Annotated in this window: 16 protein-coding genes; 2 read left to right on the top strand and 14 right to left on the bottom strand. The window is 57.6% G+C overall.

Going from position 1 to position 16,332, the window contains the following annotated elements:
* Positions 1-58 precede the first annotated feature (58 nt).
* The 6 genes from xerD to ffh all read right to left on the bottom strand — a co-directional run bounded on the left by xerD (position 59) and on the right by ffh (position 4,802).
* Complete coding sequence (gene xerD, locus GRX76_RS09235) at positions 59-979, bottom strand: site-specific tyrosine recombinase XerD (protein WP_160153053.1); 921 nt, start codon at positions 977-979, stop codon at positions 59-61.
* A 104-nt stretch (positions 980-1,083) separates the two neighbouring features.
* Entirely contained in the window at positions 1,084-1,434 is a 351-nt protein-coding gene (gene rplS, locus GRX76_RS09230) for a 50S ribosomal protein L19 (RefSeq protein WP_160153052.1), read from the bottom strand.
* A 78-nt stretch (positions 1,435-1,512) separates the two neighbouring features.
* Positions 1,513-2,280: a tRNA (guanosine(37)-N1)-methyltransferase TrmD gene (gene trmD / locus GRX76_RS09225; protein ID WP_160153051.1), complete on the bottom strand. Its 768-nt coding sequence runs from the start codon at positions 2,278-2,280 to the stop codon at positions 1,513-1,515.
* Positions 2,280-2,828: a ribosome maturation factor RimM gene (gene rimM, locus GRX76_RS09220; RefSeq protein WP_160153050.1), complete on the bottom strand. Its 549-nt coding sequence runs from the start codon at positions 2,826-2,828 to the stop codon at positions 2,280-2,282. Before rimM ends, trmD begins: the two co-directional genes overlap by 1 nt.
* Positions 2,829-2,879: 51 nt before the next feature.
* Positions 2,880-3,119, bottom strand: coding sequence for a 30S ribosomal protein S16 (gene rpsP, locus GRX76_RS09215; protein WP_160153049.1), 240 nt, complete (start codon positions 3,117-3,119; stop codon positions 2,880-2,882).
* 255 nt (positions 3,120-3,374) lie between these two features.
* Positions 3,375-4,802 (bottom strand): signal recognition particle protein, encoded by a 1,428-nt coding sequence (ffh, locus tag GRX76_RS09210; RefSeq protein WP_160153048.1) that lies wholly within the window; start codon positions 4,800-4,802, stop codon positions 3,375-3,377.
* Positions 4,803-4,943: 141 nt separating this feature from the next.
* Here ffh and GRX76_RS09205 point away from each other — a divergent pair, with 141 nt between their 5' ends.
* Together GRX76_RS09205 and GRX76_RS09200 are read left to right on the top strand one after the other, a co-directional pair.
* On the top strand, positions 4,944-5,768 hold the full coding sequence (locus tag GRX76_RS09205; RefSeq protein ID WP_236250610.1) for an inner membrane protein YpjD: 825 nt from the start codon (positions 4,944-4,946) through the stop codon (positions 5,766-5,768).
* A 69-nt stretch (positions 5,769-5,837) separates the two neighbouring features.
* Positions 5,838-7,109 carry an HlyC/CorC family transporter gene (locus tag GRX76_RS09200; protein WP_160153047.1) on the top strand — a complete coding sequence of 424 codons (1,272 nt, stop codon included), beginning with the start codon at positions 5,838-5,840 and terminating at the stop codon, positions 7,107-7,109.
* 63 nt (positions 7,110-7,172) lie between these two features.
* On the opposite strand, the gene rnhB is transcribed toward GRX76_RS09200, so the two are convergent.
* From rnhB to rseP, 8 genes are all read right to left on the bottom strand, one after another.
* Entirely contained in the window at positions 7,173-7,787 is a 615-nt protein-coding gene (rnhB, locus tag GRX76_RS09195; RefSeq protein ID WP_160153046.1) for a ribonuclease HII, read from the bottom strand.
* 53 nt (positions 7,788-7,840) lie between these two features.
* Positions 7,841-8,968 carry a lipid-A-disaccharide synthase gene (lpxB, locus tag GRX76_RS09190; RefSeq protein WP_160154895.1) on the bottom strand — a complete coding sequence of 376 codons (1,128 nt, stop codon included), beginning with the start codon at positions 8,966-8,968 and terminating at the stop codon, positions 7,841-7,843.
* 55 nt (positions 8,969-9,023) lie between these two features.
* A complete protein-coding gene (lpxA, locus tag GRX76_RS09185; protein ID WP_160153045.1) occupies positions 9,024-9,803 on the bottom strand; it encodes an acyl-ACP--UDP-N-acetylglucosamine O-acyltransferase in 780 nt (259 codons plus the stop codon).
* Between the two features lie 175 nt (positions 9,804-9,978).
* On the bottom strand, positions 9,979-10,416 hold the full coding sequence (fabZ, locus tag GRX76_RS09180) for a 3-hydroxyacyl-ACP dehydratase FabZ (RefSeq protein WP_160153044.1): 438 nt from the start codon (positions 10,414-10,416) through the stop codon (positions 9,979-9,981).
* A gap of 149 nt (positions 10,417-10,565) precedes the next feature.
* On the bottom strand, positions 10,566-11,621 hold the full coding sequence (lpxD, locus tag GRX76_RS09175; protein WP_160153043.1) for a UDP-3-O-(3-hydroxymyristoyl)glucosamine N-acyltransferase: 1,056 nt from the start codon (positions 11,619-11,621) through the stop codon (positions 10,566-10,568).
* A 30-nt stretch (positions 11,622-11,651) separates the two neighbouring features.
* On the bottom strand, positions 11,652-12,167 hold the full coding sequence (locus GRX76_RS09170) for an OmpH family outer membrane protein (protein WP_160153042.1): 516 nt from the start codon (positions 12,165-12,167) through the stop codon (positions 11,652-11,654).
* A gap of 122 nt (positions 12,168-12,289) precedes the next feature.
* The gene (bamA, locus tag GRX76_RS09165; protein ID WP_160153041.1) at positions 12,290-14,857 is read right to left on the bottom strand and encodes an outer membrane protein assembly factor BamA; all 2,568 of its coding nucleotides are present in this window, start codon (positions 14,855-14,857) and stop codon (positions 12,290-12,292) included.
* A 113-nt stretch (positions 14,858-14,970) separates the two neighbouring features.
* On the bottom strand, positions 14,971-16,329 hold the full coding sequence (gene rseP / locus GRX76_RS09160; protein ID WP_160153040.1) for an RIP metalloprotease RseP: 1,359 nt from the start codon (positions 16,327-16,329) through the stop codon (positions 14,971-14,973).
* Between the last annotated feature and the right edge of the window lie 3 nt (positions 16,330-16,332).

Below are 16,332 nucleotides of genomic sequence, written 5' to 3'. Positions count from 1 at the left end.
CTCCCTGGCGGACACAGATGCCCGCAGCCAGCGCTCAATCTCGATTCAGCCTCGACCTTCAACCACGTGGATGATGCTCCCCATGAAGGGACTGCAGCCGCGCCTGTGCCACCGCCGTATAGATCTGGGTAGTGGAAAGATCCGAATGCCCCAGCAACAGCTGGACCACACGCAAATCGGCACCATGATTCAGCAGATGTGTCGCAAATGCGTGGCGCAGCGTATGCGGTGACAGCGGCTTATCAATCGCCGCCACCTGCGCCCAATGCTTGATTCGATACCAGAAGGTCTGACGGGTCATCGGGTTGCCACCGCGGCCGGGAAAACAGGCATCACTCTCTCCCATTGCCAGCAACTCCGGACGCGCCACCGTCAAATAGCGCTGTAACCAGCGCTCGGCAGCCCGCCCCATGGGCACTAACCGCTCCTTGCGCCCCTTGCCAAATACCCGCACCACCCCCTGACGCAAGTTGAGCTGCGAGATGCGCAACTCCACCAGTTCACTGACCCTGAGCCCGCAGGCATAGAGCAGCTCGAGCATCGCCCGGTCGCGCAGCCCGATAGCCGCCTCGGTATCCGGCGCCGCCAGCAGCGCCTCCACATCCGCCTCAGACAACGACTTGGGTAACGGCTTGGGCAACTTGGGATTATCAATCAGGGCCACCGGGTCATACTCAATCAACCTCTGGCGCAAACAGTGCCGGTAGAAGCTGCGCAACGCCGCGAGCGCCCTGGCACTGGAGCGGGCGGAATGGCCGCCGGCATGGCGCTGCCCCAGATAATCCAGAATGTCCTCGCGCGCAATCTGGCACAGAGGCTTGCCGACCCCCTCACAAAATACCGCGAACGCCTTCAGGTCCCGCCCGTAAGCTGCACGGGTATGGTCGCTGATGCCCTGCTCCGCCCACAGCAAATCCAGCCAGGCAGCGATTTGCTGCTGGGCCTCCTGTGGAAGTACTGAGTCCTGGGAACCTTTCATATTGCGATTTAATCACACCCGCCGAAAACCCGCGCCTTCAGCATATTTTCTCTGGACATAAAAAAACCGGAGACAAGCTCCGGTTTTTTTCGCGAAAGACAAACTCAGCCGAGTTTTTCTTTAATACGCGCTGCTTTACCAGTCAGGTTGCGCAGGTAGTACAGTTTGGCTTGACGAACGTCACCACGACGCTTAACAGTCAGGCTGTCTACCAGCGGGCTGTGGGTCTGGAAAGTACGCTCTACGCCAACGCCGTGAGAGATTTTGCGCACGGTGAAAGAGGAGTTCAGGCCGCGATTGCGCTTGCCAATTACCACACCTTCAAACGCCTGCAGACGCTCGCGGTTACCTTCTTTTACCTTTACCTGAACGACAATGGTGTCGCCCGGGGCAAACTCAGGCATTTCGGCTTTCAGCTGTTCATTTTCCAGCTGCTGGATGATTTTGTTGGTCATTTGGAGTTCTCCAAAAGGGTTTTGTGTAGCCTCACGGCTAGATCACCGAATTACTCACGCCTCCCGGCGAATTCGATATTAATTCTGCTCTCCCGGCGGCAATTCCTGCAGGAACTCGTCCAGCAGTTTTGCCTGCTCCGGGCTCAGCGCCAGCTTTTCAAGCAGATCAGGCCGGCGCTGTTGCGTGCGCCCCAAGGCTTGCTTGAGACGCCAGCGGCGTATTCTTTCGTGGTTTCCGGAAAGCAAAACCTCCGGAACCTTTTTGCCCCGATAATCTTCAGGGCGCGTGTAATGCGGGCAGTCCAGCAATCCCTGGGCGAAGGAGTCCTCCACCGCAGACTGGTCGTGCCCCAGAGCGCCGGGTATCAAGCGGGTGATCGCATCTACCATCACCATCGCCGCCAACTCACCGCCACTCAGAACATAATCACCTATCGACCATTCCTCATCGATCAGCGACTCGACGATGCGCTCATCCACCCCTTCGTAGCGACCGGCCAGCAAGACCAGGTTCCCACTCTCGGATAGATGCTCCACACCGCCCTGATCCAGCTGCCGCCCCTGGGGGGACAGATAAATGGATCTTACTGGACCGGTCTCTCCGGCCCAGCTACGCGCCTCGGTAAGTGCCTGCGATAGCGGTTCCGGCAACATCACCATGCCCGGACCACCACCATAGGGGCGGTCGTCCACGGTGCGATGCCTGTCGCTGGTAAAATCCCGGGGATTCCAGCAGCGCACTTCAAGCAAACCATCTTTCACCGCCCGCCCACTGATACCGTAGTCGGTCAGTGCGGCGAACATCTCCGGAAAGATACTCACCAGCGCCACGCGCTTGGCCGCCATCAGAACTCTGGGTCCCAATCGACGGTAATTACGCCGGCCTCCAGATCCACGTCGGTAATGAATTCGCCAGGCAGGTATGGAATCAGGCGCTCGCGCCCATCATCCCCACCGCGAACCACCATTACGTCGTTGGCTCCGGTCTCCATCAGCCGCACCACCTCGCCGAAGCGATGTTCGCGACCTTCAAACTGGCTCACCACCTGCAACCCCTGCAACTGGTGCCAGTAGTACTCACCTTCATCCAGCTGCGGCATTTCGCTGCGGACAACGGCGATATCTCTCTGGCAGAACTGGGCCGCGATGTCGCGGTCATCCACTCCTTTGATATGTACGATGAGGCCTTTGCCGTGGCGCTTGCCGCCATCGATATCGAGAGACTGCCACTGACCGGCTGACTTTGCGTCCTGCAGCCACCACTGGGAAAACTGCAGAATGTTTTCCATGGGCTCGGTAAAGGAGTGCACCTTCAACCAGCCACGGATCCCGTAAACCGCGGTAATACGCCCTACGGTGACTAAATCTTCGCTAACAACCGAATGTTCAGTCACGGAGCTACCCCAGCGTTCGGACAAAAGTTCAGACAATCAGGTAAAGAGGAATCAGGCAGATTCTTTCAGCAGCTTGCTGACGCGATCAGACAGCTGAGCGCCTTGACCTACCCAGAACTCAACGCGCTCGCGATCAACGCGCAGACGCTCTTCTTGACCGCGGGCAACCGGGTTGAAGAAGCCAACACGCTCAATGAAACGACCGTCGCGGGATTTGCGGCTGTCAGTAACAGTCAGGTGATAAAAAGGGCGCTTCTTCGCACCGCCACGAGCCAAACGAATGGTTACCATGTAGCTATCCTGTAGTTTCAACACTTGCCGGTCACACTGGGCGACCGGTACATCCCGCCTCACGGCGGTAATTCAGACCCCGCTACTGCAGGAATCTGCTTTTAAATCATCGGTTTAAAATCGATAGTCCAGCGGCCAAGGCCTGCTGGAAGGCGGCGTATTCTAATGTACGGAATCTGGTTTGTATAGCGGCGAATATCCCCGCCTGGTACCAGCACATTCCATCCCATCGAGGCCGCCAGCCAAAGCCCGCCGTTACTTCTTGCGGAAGCCCGGCGGCAGGCCGCCAGGCATACCGCCCAGCCCGCCCATGCCACCGGCACCACCGGCACCGCCACCCATACCAGGCAGGCCGCCGAGACCGCGCATCATTTTGCTCATGCCGCCACCCTTGAGCTTTTTCATCATTTTGCCCATCTGCTTGTGCTGCTTGAGCAGGCGGTTCAGATCCTGGATCTGGGTGCCGGAACCCGCGGTAATACGGCGCTTGCGAGAACCACTGAGAATATCCGGGTTGCGGCGCTCTTCCGGAGTCATGGAACCGATCAGGGCGTCCATACGGCGGAACTCCTTGCCCATATCCGCCTGTTGCGCCGCCTGCGCCAGGCCGCCCATGCCGGGCATCTTGTCCATCAGGGCGCCAAGGCCACCCATATTCTGCATCTGCTGCAGCTGGTCGCGCAGATCCTCCAGATCGAAACCCTTACCCTTCTGCACCTTCTTGACCAGCTTTTCGGCCTTGGCCTTGTCGATGGTCTGCTCGGCCTGCTCAATCAGGGAGAGGATATCGCCCATGCCGAGGATCCGGGAGGCGATACGATCCGGATGGAAGGTTTCCAGGGCATCGGTTTTTTCACCAACACCAATGAATTTAATCGGCTTGCCGGTCACATGACGCACCGACAGCGCGGCACCACCACGGGCATCACCATCCGCCTTGGTCAGCACTACGCCGGTCAGCGGCAGGGCGTCATTAAACGCGCTGGCGGTATTTACCGCGTCCTGACCGATCATGGCGTCAATCACGAACAGGGTTTCCGCCGGATTCAGCTCACTGTGGAGTTCGCGAATCTCATCCATCAGCTCGTCATCAATATGCAGGCGACCCGCGGTATCGACGATCAGCACATCGGCAAACTGTTTGCGCGCTGCCTCGACGGCGTCACGGGCGATATCCACTGGCTTCTGGTCCGGCTGCGACGGATGGAAAATTGCGCCCACCTCGCCCGCCAGGGTTTCCAGCTGTTTGATCGCCGCCGGCCGGTAGACGTCCGCACTGACCACCATTACCTTTTTCTTTTCACGCTCCTGCAGGTATTTGGAGAGCTTGGCCACACTGGTGGTTTTACCGGCACCCTGCAGGCCCGCCATCAGGATCACCGCGGGCGGTTGCACCGCCAGGTTCAGCGGCGTCGCCGCCTCGCCCATCACCTTGACCAGCTCATCCTGCACGATTTTGACGAACTGCTGCCCGGGGTTCAGCGCCTTGCTGACCTTCTGCCCCACTGCCGCAGTGCGCACCTGCTGGACAAAGTCCTTCACTACCGGCAGGGCCACATCCGCCTCCAGCAGCGCCTTGCGCACTTCGCGCAGGGTGTCGCGGATATTGTCATCCGTCAGACGAGCCTTACCCGTGACTTTCTTCAATGCAGACGACAAACGGTCGCTCAGGTTATCGAACATATCACCTTCTCAAATCGTAAATTCGGCCAGCTGCGGCGCCCCGGCAAAGTCCGGGGGCTCCAAAAACGCGGCAGTATAGCCCAGCCGGGCTTTCCAGCACAGGCGCGCTGTGACACACTGCCGGCCCGGATTAAACAGATAATGCACGACGGATCTATCTCCATGGCGACTCTGGCCCACTGGACGGCAATCGCTCTCTACATCGCCACTACAGTAGTAGCGGCCACAGCCTTGTCTCGCCAATCTCAAGCGGCGCGGCAGCCGCTGTTGTTGAGCCTGCTTGCCTTTGCCGTCATTGCCCACGGTATTTCCCTCAAATTCACCCTGCTGGCAGACAACGGCTTCCGTTTCGATCTGCTGGCGATGCTGTCGCTGATTACCTGGTCAGTAGCCCTACTGCTGCTCTGCCTGTCCTTGCGCCACAGACTCACGCTGCTGATTCTTGCCATAGCCCCGCTGGCGGCGCTGGCCGAAATGGCGGCGGTGCACGCCTGGGCAGGCGCAACCCCGCGCTCCCAGATATCCCCGGGTATTGCGGCTCATGCCCTGCTGTCCATTTCTGCCTACGCACTGCTGACACTGGCAACCCTGCAGGCCATCTATCTTTACTGGCTAAACCAGCAACTGCACAACCACCGCCCATCGGGCATCAGCCGGCTGCTGCCACCCCTGCAGACCATGGAAAGCCTGCTGTTTGGGCTTGTCGCTTTCGGGCAACTGCTGCTGACCGCCTCCCTGGTCACCGGCGCCCTGTTTGTGGACGACCTGTTTGCGCAGCACCTGGTACACAAAACCGCACTGTCGATACTCGCGTGGATCCTGTACAGCATCCTGCTTTGGGGACACTGGAAAAAGGGCTGGCGTGGAAACACGGCGGTGCGCTGGACCCTGTCGGCCTTTGCCATACTGATGCTGGCGTTTTTCGGCAGTAAACTGGCGCTGGAAGTGTTTTTCCCGCAACGCTGAGGTCGCCCGACTTGCGACCTCTTGCGATCTGTTCCAATATCGCCCTACCCCAATAAAAAGAGTTCCCCCTTGAACGACCTGCCTCCCGGCCTACTCTTCGCTCTGATAGGCCTGCTGATAGTTATTTCTGCTTTCTTCTCCAGCTCCGAAACCAGCATGATGGCGCTGAATCGCTATCGCCTGCGCCACCAGGCCAAGACCGGCCACCGCGGCGCCAAGCGCGCGGTCGAGCTGCTGTCACGGCCGGACAAGCTGATCGGCGTTATCCTGATCGGCAACAACCTGGTCAATATTCTCGCGTCGGTCATCGCCGGTGCTGTATTTACCCGGCTCTATGGCGAAGCGGGCGTCTTTTATGCCACCGCCGCCCTGACCGTGGTCATTCTGATTTTCGCGGAAGTAACCCCGAAGACCATCGCCGCACTGCACCCGGAAAAAATCGCCTTTCCCGCCACCCTGGTGTTGCGACCACTGCTGTGGCTGCTCTCCCCCTTTGTATGGCTGGTGGGCAGTATCTCCAACTGGCTGGCACGCCTTGTAGGCGTTGAGGCCGGCAAAGAGTCCGAGGCCGAACACCTTGCCCCGGAAGAGTTGCGCTCGGTGGTGTTTGAATCCGGTGCCCTGCTCCCCACCAAGCACAAAGGTATGCTGCTGAATGTGCTGGACCTGGACCAGGCCACGGTGGAAGACATCATGATTCCGCGCAATGAAGTGATTGGTGTCGACCTTGACAACTCCGCGGAACAGATACTGCACCAGCTGTCTGAAAGCAGCTTCACCCGCCTGCCGGTGTACCGCGGTGACATCAACCAGGTCGTCGGTATTCTGCACCTGCGGCGCGCGGCGCAGATACTCCGCGATGGCCCGGAAACCCTGACCGCAGAGACCCTGAAGTCACATTTGAACGAACCTTACTTCGTACCGGAAGCCACACCACTCCCCACGCTACTGATGAACTTCCAGCAGAAAAAGCGACGTATGGGATTGGTGGTCGACGAATACGGCGAGGTCATGGGCATCGTAACCCTGGAAGACTTGCTGGAAGAGATTGTGGGGGATTTCACCGCGAGCCCGGTGCCCAGTGACGACGAGGAAATCATCGCCCAGGACGATGGCTGGTACCTGGTGGATGGCGGCACTTCCATTCGGGAAATCAACCGCACCCTGCATTGGGAACTGCCCACTGACGGCCCCAAGACCTTCAACGGACTGATCATGGAACACCTTGAGAGTATCCCCGAAGGCAATATCAGCCTGTATATCCAGGACTACCTGATCGAGATTGTCGAGGTGTCCGACAAGATGATCACCAGCGCCCGGGTTAAAAAGGCCGGCAGCTAAACCGGGGCGACAGCTTGATCATCGCCCGTCCGCGGTCGCCTTCTTAACATTTTCCTAGCGCCGTCAGATCAGCTCCAGCTGGCGGCGCACTGGCCCAAAGCTCTTGCGATGAATATCGCTTGCTCCCAGGCGCTCCAGCGCCTCCATATGCACCTTTGTGGGATAACCCTTGTGCCCCGCGAGGCCGTAACCCGGGTACTCCTTGTCCAGCGCGACCATTTCGCGATCCCGCGTGACCTTGGCAAGAATCGAGGCTGCGGCAATCGCAGCGACCCGATCATCCCCCTTGACCACCGTATCGCAGGCATAGTGCCAGTTGGGCTTGCGGTTGCCATCCACGAGGACGAATTCCGGCTGCACGGATAACTGTTCCACCGCCCGCTTCATGGCCAGCAGACTGGCGTGCAGAATATTGAGCTGGTCGATCTCTTCTACGGTTGCGCGGGTAACAGCAAACGCAAGCGCCTTTTCCCGAATTTCATCAAACAATAACTCGCGCTTCTTCTCTGTCAGCTTTTTCGAATCGGCCAGGCCCACCACCGGGTTTTCAGGATCCAGTATCACGGCAGCCGCAACTACATCCCCCGCCAGAGGACCCCGGCCGACCTCATCCACACCGGCGAGCAAAGTACCAGAGTAAGGGCTGACGTAAGGAGGCAAAGTAGACTTGGTTTTCATCGAGAAACAGGCCGGATATTTATCGGAAGAGCGAACAGAAATCGCTCGAAAAATTAAGGGGAAATCAGGTTACAGATTGCATCTGCGGCCTTTTCTGAGGCATCGCGTCGCAATTCCTGGTGCAGCTCACTGAACTCCCTGCGCAATCGGTCCCCCAGAAGCGGGTCATCGAAGTAGTTCAATATCGCAGCACCCAATGCCTCGGGGGTAGCGTCATCCTGGAGTATTTCCGGCACCAGCTCTTTCTGGGCCAACAGATTCGGCAGGGAAACCCAAGGCGTGTGCAACATCCGCGAAAAGATCGCATATGACAGCGCGGCCATTTTGTAGGCCACCACCATCGGCTTGTTCATCAGCATGGTTTCAAGGGTGGCCGTGCCGGAGGCAATCAGTACCGCATCTGCTGCGGCCAGCGCCTGCTGCGAGTTGCCATCCAACAGGGTCAGGGGCAAATCCCCGATGCCCGGTAACTGCGACAACTGTTGCTCCAGCTGCGCTTTGCGCTCGGCACTGGCCGCCGGCAATACAAACTTCAGATTGCCGCGACGCTGGGAGCACCACAGCGCGGCCTGCAAAAACAGCGGGCCCAGCAAGCGCACTTCACCACCGCGACTGCCCGGAAGCAACGCCACGACTTCGTCGTCCGGAGAAAACCCCAATGCCCGTTTGGCGGCGACCACATCCACATCCAGCGGTATTTCATCCGCCAGCGGGTGCCCTACAAAAGTCACCGGGACCTCGTGTTCCCGATAAAAATCTGCCTCAAATGGCAGCAGCGTGAGCATATGATCCACAGCGCGCGCGATCTTCTTGATTCGCCCCTGGCGCCAGGCCCACACGGAAGGGCTGACATAGTGCACCGTAGGGATACCCTCAGAGCGCAGGGATTCTTCGAGGCCGAGATTGAAATCCGGGGAATCAATGCCGATGAAAACATCGGGCGGATTGGCAATGAAATATTGCCGCAGGGAACGGCGAATCTTCAGCAGCTCCGGCAACCGCTTCAGCGGCTCCACCAGGCCCATCACCGAAAGGCGGTCCATCGGAAACAGCGACTCAGCGCCCAACGCCTGCATCCGCGGCCCGGCGATGCCGACTACCTCGACTTTATCGAAACGCTTCTGAAGAGCGGCAATGAGCCCGGCCCCCAGAATATCGCCGGACGCCTCGCCGGCGAGCATGCCGACACGCAGCACTGATCCCTGCTTTGACACAGCGTTACCTCGCTACCGGCAATTAGCGGACGATACCGCGTGCGGAGTTCTTGAGAGAGTCAATCCAGGGCTCAATGACGGCAGACTCCTGGCGCAACTGCGCGAGAGATTCCAGCGCCTCGTCTGTGGTCAGACCGCGACGGTATACAATTTTGTAGGCCTTGTTGATCAGCGCAATTTCTTCACGGGAAAATCCCCGGCGGCGCAACCCTTCGGCATTAATGGTTTTGGCCTCGGCCGGGTTGCCAGCAACCATGACATAAGCCGGCACATCCTTGCCAATGCCCGCGCCCATACCAGTAAAGGCGTGCTCGCCAATGGTGCAGTGCTGGTGTACCAGGGTATACCCACTGAGGATGGCCCAGTCGCGCACATACACATGCCCCGCCAGGGCAACATTGTTTACGAGGATGGTGTGATTACCGATGACACTGTCGTGACCGATATGGGCGTAGGCCATCAGCAGATTGTCATTGCCAATGGTGGTTTCACCGCGATCCTGGACGGTTCCACGGTGGATGGTGACCCCTTCGCGAATCACATTGTTATCGCCAATCACCAGCGTTGTAGGCTCCCCCTGGTACTTTTTGTCGGGGGTATCCTGGCCAACAGAGGAAAACTGGTAGATGCGGTTGTTCTTGCCTAGCTTGGTGGGCCCACTGAGCACCACGTGGGATGCGATTTCACAGCCGTCGCCAATTTCCACGTCCGGGCCCACGATCGAATAGGGGCCGATTTGCACCCCTTCACCAATCGTTGCCGAGTCATCGACGATCGCGGTCGGGTGAATTCTGGTCTGCATTCTGTGGCTTTCTCCTCACCGGCTCGGGGTTTCGCTCCGCGGCCCTTGGCCCACTACAGGCGGGTACCGGCGTCGCTTTTGGCGCCGATACTCTAACCCCAACCGACGAACATAAAAAACAATTTGGTCACAATGAAGCCTGATCATTGTGACTCATTTCTGCCTGAGTGATGGATCAGATCTTTTTGACCGCGCAGAGAATATCGGCCGATGCCGCGAGTTCCCCATCAACGCTAGCTTTACCGGCAAATTTCCAGATACCGCGACGCTCGGACACCACCACCGACTCCAGCTGCAGTCGGTCACCCGGGACTACCTGACGCTTGAAGCGCACATTGTCGATACCGGCGAATAGGTAGAGATAGCCATCTTCCGGCTTCTGCCCCAGAGTTTTAAAACCGAGGATGCCGGAAACCTGAGCCAGCGCCTCCACAATCATTACACCGGGGAAAATCGGCATCTCGGGGAAGTGGCCATTGAACACCTCTTCATTGATCGAGATATTCTTGTAACCCGTGATTGATTTCCCCTCTTCCAGTTCGACAACGCGATCAACCAGAAGAAAAGGATAGCGGTGCGGCAAGTATTGACGAATTTCTTGTACGTCCATCATGGCAAATTGTTCCCAGAAACCACTTCGGGGCGTCGTACGCCCCGAATTTAAACAATAAAAAATTTTTGGCGCGCGCGCCCTTGCGGCAATCGCGCCCATCAGGGACAGTTTTCCCCGAGGGTATCTATCCAAGGGTATCTATCCCCGGGTCACTCTTCGCCCTGCGCCTGCTCTAGCGCCTTTTCGAGCGCAGTAAGCCGGCGAGCCATCTGATCCAGCTGCCCGTAACGCACCGCATTCTTTCGCCAGGAGCGGCTTTCAGAGAAAGGTGTGCCACTGGAGTAAGAACCAGCCGCTTCGATAGATTTAGTAACCAACGTACGGGCAGTGACATGACTGCGATCGGCGATGGTTACGTGACCAACGATCCCCGCGCCGCCAGCAATGGTGCAGTGTTTACCGATGATTGCGCTGCCCGCTACCGCGGAGCAAGCTGCCATGGCTGTGTAGTCACCAATTTGCACATTGTGAGCGATTTGCACCATGTTGTCGATCTTCACCCCACGGCCGATCTGGGTATTTCCCAGTGCGCCGCGATCGATACAACTGCATGCACCGATTTCCACTTCATCAGCGATTTCAACACCGCCGAGCTGGTGGATCTTGGTCCAGCGCCCCTGGCTGGGGGCGAAACCAAAGCCATCTGCGCCGATGATGGTGTTGCTGTGGATGATGCAGTCTGCGCCAATAAAACAACCGTGGTAGATAACCACTCCCGGAAACAGGCGTGTTCGCGCACCGATTTCACTACCGGCACCGACCACACAACCCGGACCGATAATCGCGTCCGCCGCAATTTTCGTATGCGCCTCGATTACGGCACCAGGACCAATATAGGCACTGGCATCGACGTCTGCCGTCGGATGAACCGAAGCCAGCGCGTCAATACCCGCAGAATATTGCGGTGCGTTATCGTAAATCGCCGTTGCAACGGCAAAGGCATGGTAGGGGTTGGATACGATCAGCGCGGTGACAGGGCAAGTCTCGGCCTGATCCTCGGTAACCAGTACCGCACAGGCGCGGGTATCTGCCAGGAAACGCCGGTAATTGGCACTGGCCAGGAAACTGATTTCACTGTCACTGGCGTCTTGCAGGGTATTCAGGCCAGACGGGATCTGGTCACCGCCGGCCCCATCCGCCAGGCGCAACTGCGCGCCCAGCGTTTCAGCCAACTGCGCCAGTGTTGGCTGTTTGCTCTTTGTCATGAATTCTAATCGCGGGAACTTGCCGTAAAATTACTTCGCCGCGTTCAGGCGCTTGACCACTTCTTCGGTCAGGTTCGCACCGGTACCGGCGTAAACTGCCGCATTGGCATCCAGTACCAAGTCCAGTTTCTTCTCTTTGATCACTGCTTCCAGGGCCGCCTTGGCTTTCGGCAACAGGTCTTTCTGGATTTCCTGAACGGCCTGGCCTTCCATTGCGCGCAGCTTTTTCACCGCGGTCTCGAAGTCAGAGCGCTTGAAATTCATTTTGCGCTGCTGTTCTGCTTTCTGCTCGTCAGACCAGGTAACGCCGTTTTTTTGCGCGTCTTCAGCCATTTTCTGCACTTCCGCGCGAATACCTTCCGCACTGTTTTGCAGCTGCGAGTACTCGGAGCTGGTTTTCAGCGCATTGATTTTTGAAGTCGCTTTCTCTGTGCTCATGATTGCAGCCTGGATGTTGACCACAGCCACCTTGGTTTGCGCCACAGCTGCGCCAGTAAACAGAAGGCCTGCCAGCAGGATTGCGCTTGTTTTAACAAGTTTGAACACGTTAATTCTCCGTATCTCTGTAAGTTGCGGCACTCCTCTGAGTGCCCGTTATTATTGAATCGTTGTACTGTTCACCTGGTGACTGCCGAAGCATTGGATCACCACTGGTGACGCTGCGCGAGTTAGAAGCTGTTACCCAGTGAGAACTGGAACACTTCCACATCGTCGTCCTCGTTTTGCTCCAGCGCCTTGGACAGACTGAAGGTCAGCGGACCAAAGCCGGTAATCCAGGTCAGGCCGATACCGGCGGACACATTAATGTACCGGGCGTCAATATCGTAACAGTTGAGCTGAGATACGCCACAGCTAGTGCTGAAAACATTACCCGCATCCACAAAAAACGCAGACTGCATGGAGCGCTGATCTTTCACGAACGGAATCGGGAAAATCACCTCGGCACTACCTTCTACGAGGATATTGCCACCAAATGGCTGTGGTCTACGACCCGTTGACTGGGTAACCAGTTCACCGGTATCCGGATCCAGTACGTAACAGGCCTTGGAGTAAACCCCGTCTTCAACCGCACAGCTCACCAGGCTGTAGGTCTCCGCCGGCGTTGAGCGCGGACCGAGGGTGTTGCGCTCGAAGCCGCGCACAGAGCCGAAGCCACCACCGTAGAAGTTTTCAAAGAACGGCATCTGCTCGGTATCGCCGTAACCATCCGCGTAGCCCAGGCGAGTGCGCAGACGCAGGGTCAGGTCTTTGGTCAGCGGGCGGAAGTACTGCGCGGTATAAATGAATTTGGAGTACTCGAGATCCCCTCCCGGCAGCGCGATCTCCAGAGAGGCGCGCTGAGACGCGCCTCGGGTCGCAAGAATACCGCGGTTCAAGGTGGAGCGCGCGTAGGAGGTCGTCAGAGACCAGGTATCGAACTCATCGCCATACAGATCCACAAATCCGTTCAGATTCGTATTCAGCAGCGAAGTATCCACCGGCATACTCAGGTCGAGGTTGACGTCGGTATCCACCGCTTCCGCCAACTCTTCCGAAATAGCCGCCAGGTCATCCTGAGAAACCTGTCCGGTGACACCGGCATCCGGACGCGGGCTGGCAATAATTTCCTGTACAGAGTTGCTGTGTGTACTCAGCTCCAGGTGGTTAAAACCGATATTCAGGCCAACACGGGAGATTTCAGAGATCGGATAACCGAAGCTCAGGCCCGCACCGTAGGTGGTGGTGTTATAGCTGGACAGGTTGATCTCGGAGTAATCCCGCTCCTGATAAAACACGTTGAAACCGCGGCTTACGCCATCCGGTGTGAAGTAAGGGTCGGTGTAGGAGAAGTTCACCACCGACTGGTATCGGGAAGTGTTGACCGCAAAGCCGACGGATTTGCCGGTACCCAGCCAGTTGTTCTCCTGCACGTTGGCACCCAGCACCAGGCCGCTACCCTGAGCGTAACCCACGGTGCCGCCGATGGTGCCGGACGGCTGCTCTTCTACGGTGTATTCAACATCGATCTGGTCGGAAGTACCCGGTACTTCGGTGGTTTCCACCTGCACTTCTTTAAAGTAACCGAGGCGCTCCAGTCGTACCTTGGACTGCTCGATACGCGCGGAGGAAGCAGACGCGGATTCCATTTGACGCATTTCCCGGCGCAACACGTCATCCGATGTGCGGGTATTGCCGCGGAAATTAATCCGACGCACGTAAGCGCGCTTACCCGGGTCGATGAAGAAGGTCACCTTAACCGTTTTATCTTCTTCATTGGCCTCCGGCATACCGTTCACTTCCGCGAAGGTATAGCCCTCATTGCCAAGTCGCTTGGTAATGTAATCGGAAGTAGTGGTCATCAAAACCTGAGAGAAGGTCTGTCCCTTGCGCACCAGCAGCAAGCGGCGAATTTCTTCCTCAGTCACCACAGGGTCGCCGGCAAGCTCCACATCCGACACGGTGTAAACGTCACCTTCTGTGATATTGATGGTGATGAATACACTCTGCTTGTCCGGGCTCAGGGAAACCTGGGTGGAGTCGATTTTGAACTCGAGGTAACCGCGGTCGAGGTAATAGGATTCCAGGCGCTCGAGGTCGCCGGTGAGTTTTTCCCGTGAGTATTTGTCGTCGCTGTTCAGCCAGGACAGCCAGCCGGTGGTCTGGAGTTCAAAAATTTCCCCCAGCTCCTCATCGGAAAAGGCGCTGTTGCCGACCACATTAATGTGCTTGATCGCGGCCACCGAGCCTTCATCCACCACGACCTTCAACTCAACCTGGTTGCGCGGCAGCTCTTTGACTTCGGTTTTGACACTGGCGCCGTAGCGACCCTGGGCAACATACTGACGCTGCAGTTCCTGCGCCAAACCTTCCAGGGTGGCGCGCTTGAAAATCTGGCCTTCGGCGAGCCCGTTGTCGTTCATGCCCTTGAGCAGATCTTCGGTCTTGATCGCCTTGTTACCGGTAATTTCGATTTTGGAGATCGCCGGGCGCTCGCGCACCGTGATGACGAGCACGCCACTCTCACGGCCGATCTGGATGTCCTGAAAGTAACCGGTGCGGAACAGGGCGCGAGTGGCACTCTGAATTTCCACACTTTCAATCTGATCGCCAACCCGCACTGGCAATGCGGCAAAAACAGTACCCGCCGAAACCCGCTGCAGGCCTTCCACGCGAATATCGTTGACTACAAACGACTGGGCATAGGCAGCAATCGGCAGTGCCAAACCAAGCGAAGCCGCTTTCAGGAAATCTTTCATCTACTAGTTCCGAGTTTTTATTCGCAATTCCAGCCGGGCCAAAGGGCCCGTTCAACCATCAATAGGCTTCAGGACTCACCACCAGTGGAGCCCCGAAGACACAATATTTCGAGTTAGAGGCGCAATATGTCGTTGTACAGCGCCAGCGCCATGATCCCCAGTACCATGGCCATACCAACCTGCAGGCCAATCATCTGTACCTTCTCAGACACAGGGGACCCCTTTATGGCCTCAATACCGTAGTAGAGGAGGTGCCCGCCGTCGAGAACCGGGATTGGCAGCAGGTTCAATACGCCAAGGCTGATACTCAGTAGCGCCAGCAGTGATAAAAATGACTGCCAGCCAGCATCCGCCGAAGTGCCGGCCACTTTAGCAATGGTAATTGGGCCACTCAAGTTACGGGTGGAGAGCTGCCCGAAAAGCAGCTTCTTCAGGCTTTGCAGTGTAAATACTGTCTTGCTCCAGGTTTCCTCCAGTCCTTTACTGAAGGCGCCCAGCACACCGTAGTGATATCGGCGCACGCGATCTTCCGGCCAGGCGGCACCCACCGGCAGCACACCGATACGGCCTATTTCATCGCCATTTTCGAGTGTCACGGCTTCCGGGGTAACACTGACATCCAACTCGGTGCCATCGCGCAGCACCGAGACCCTGACCGCTTGCTCAGCACGCGCCTTGATATAAGTGGTCCAGGCATCCCAGCTGTCAAACTCGCGACCATCACTGGCGATAATTTCATCACCCGCCTGCAAACCGCCCTGCTCTGCCGGACTGTCGGGCACCACCTGGCTCAGTTTCATACCGACTGAGGGCACCCACAACTTGACGCCGATTTCCTGCAGAGGATCGGGCACTTCCTGCCCGGCCAGCCAGCGGTCAATATCCGCATACATGTGGTATTCAAGGGAGGAATCCGGGTAGCGCACGGAAAACTTGATATGCCCGCTATCACCCAGTCGGTTGGCAAGCTGCCAGTTCAGCGCCTGCCAGGTGGGCGTTGGCTGATCGTCGATGGCAAGAATTTCCTGACCAGACTCCAGCCCGGCATAGGCGGCCAGGCTACCGGCCTCCACCTCATCCACCACCGGCACAGGGCCGGAAGTCCCGCCCATAAACACGCCCCAGAAGAGCACTATGGCGAGCAGAAAATTGGCAAATGGACCCGCCGCGGCAATCGCCATACGCGCCCAGACACTTTTGCGGTTGAACGTCTGATCCAGCTCATCGGGCGCCACACTCCCTTCGCGCTCGTCCAGAAATTTGACATAGCCACCGAGGGGAATCGCGGAAATGGTAAATTCCGTACCGTGACGATCGTAGCGGGAAAACAGCCGGCGGCCGAAGCCCACGGAGAATCTCAGCACCTTGACGCCACACCAGCGCGCCACGATAAAGTGGCCGAACTCGTGAAAGCTCACCAGGACACCGAGGGCCACCAGGGCCCAGACTGCTGTCTGTAAGATATCTAACATGGG

This window comes from Microbulbifer sp. ALW1 (assembly GCF_009903625.1).
Lineage (GTDB): Bacteria > Pseudomonadota > Gammaproteobacteria > Pseudomonadales > Cellvibrionaceae > Microbulbifer.
This window is presented reverse-complemented; position numbering and strand designations above follow the sequence as displayed.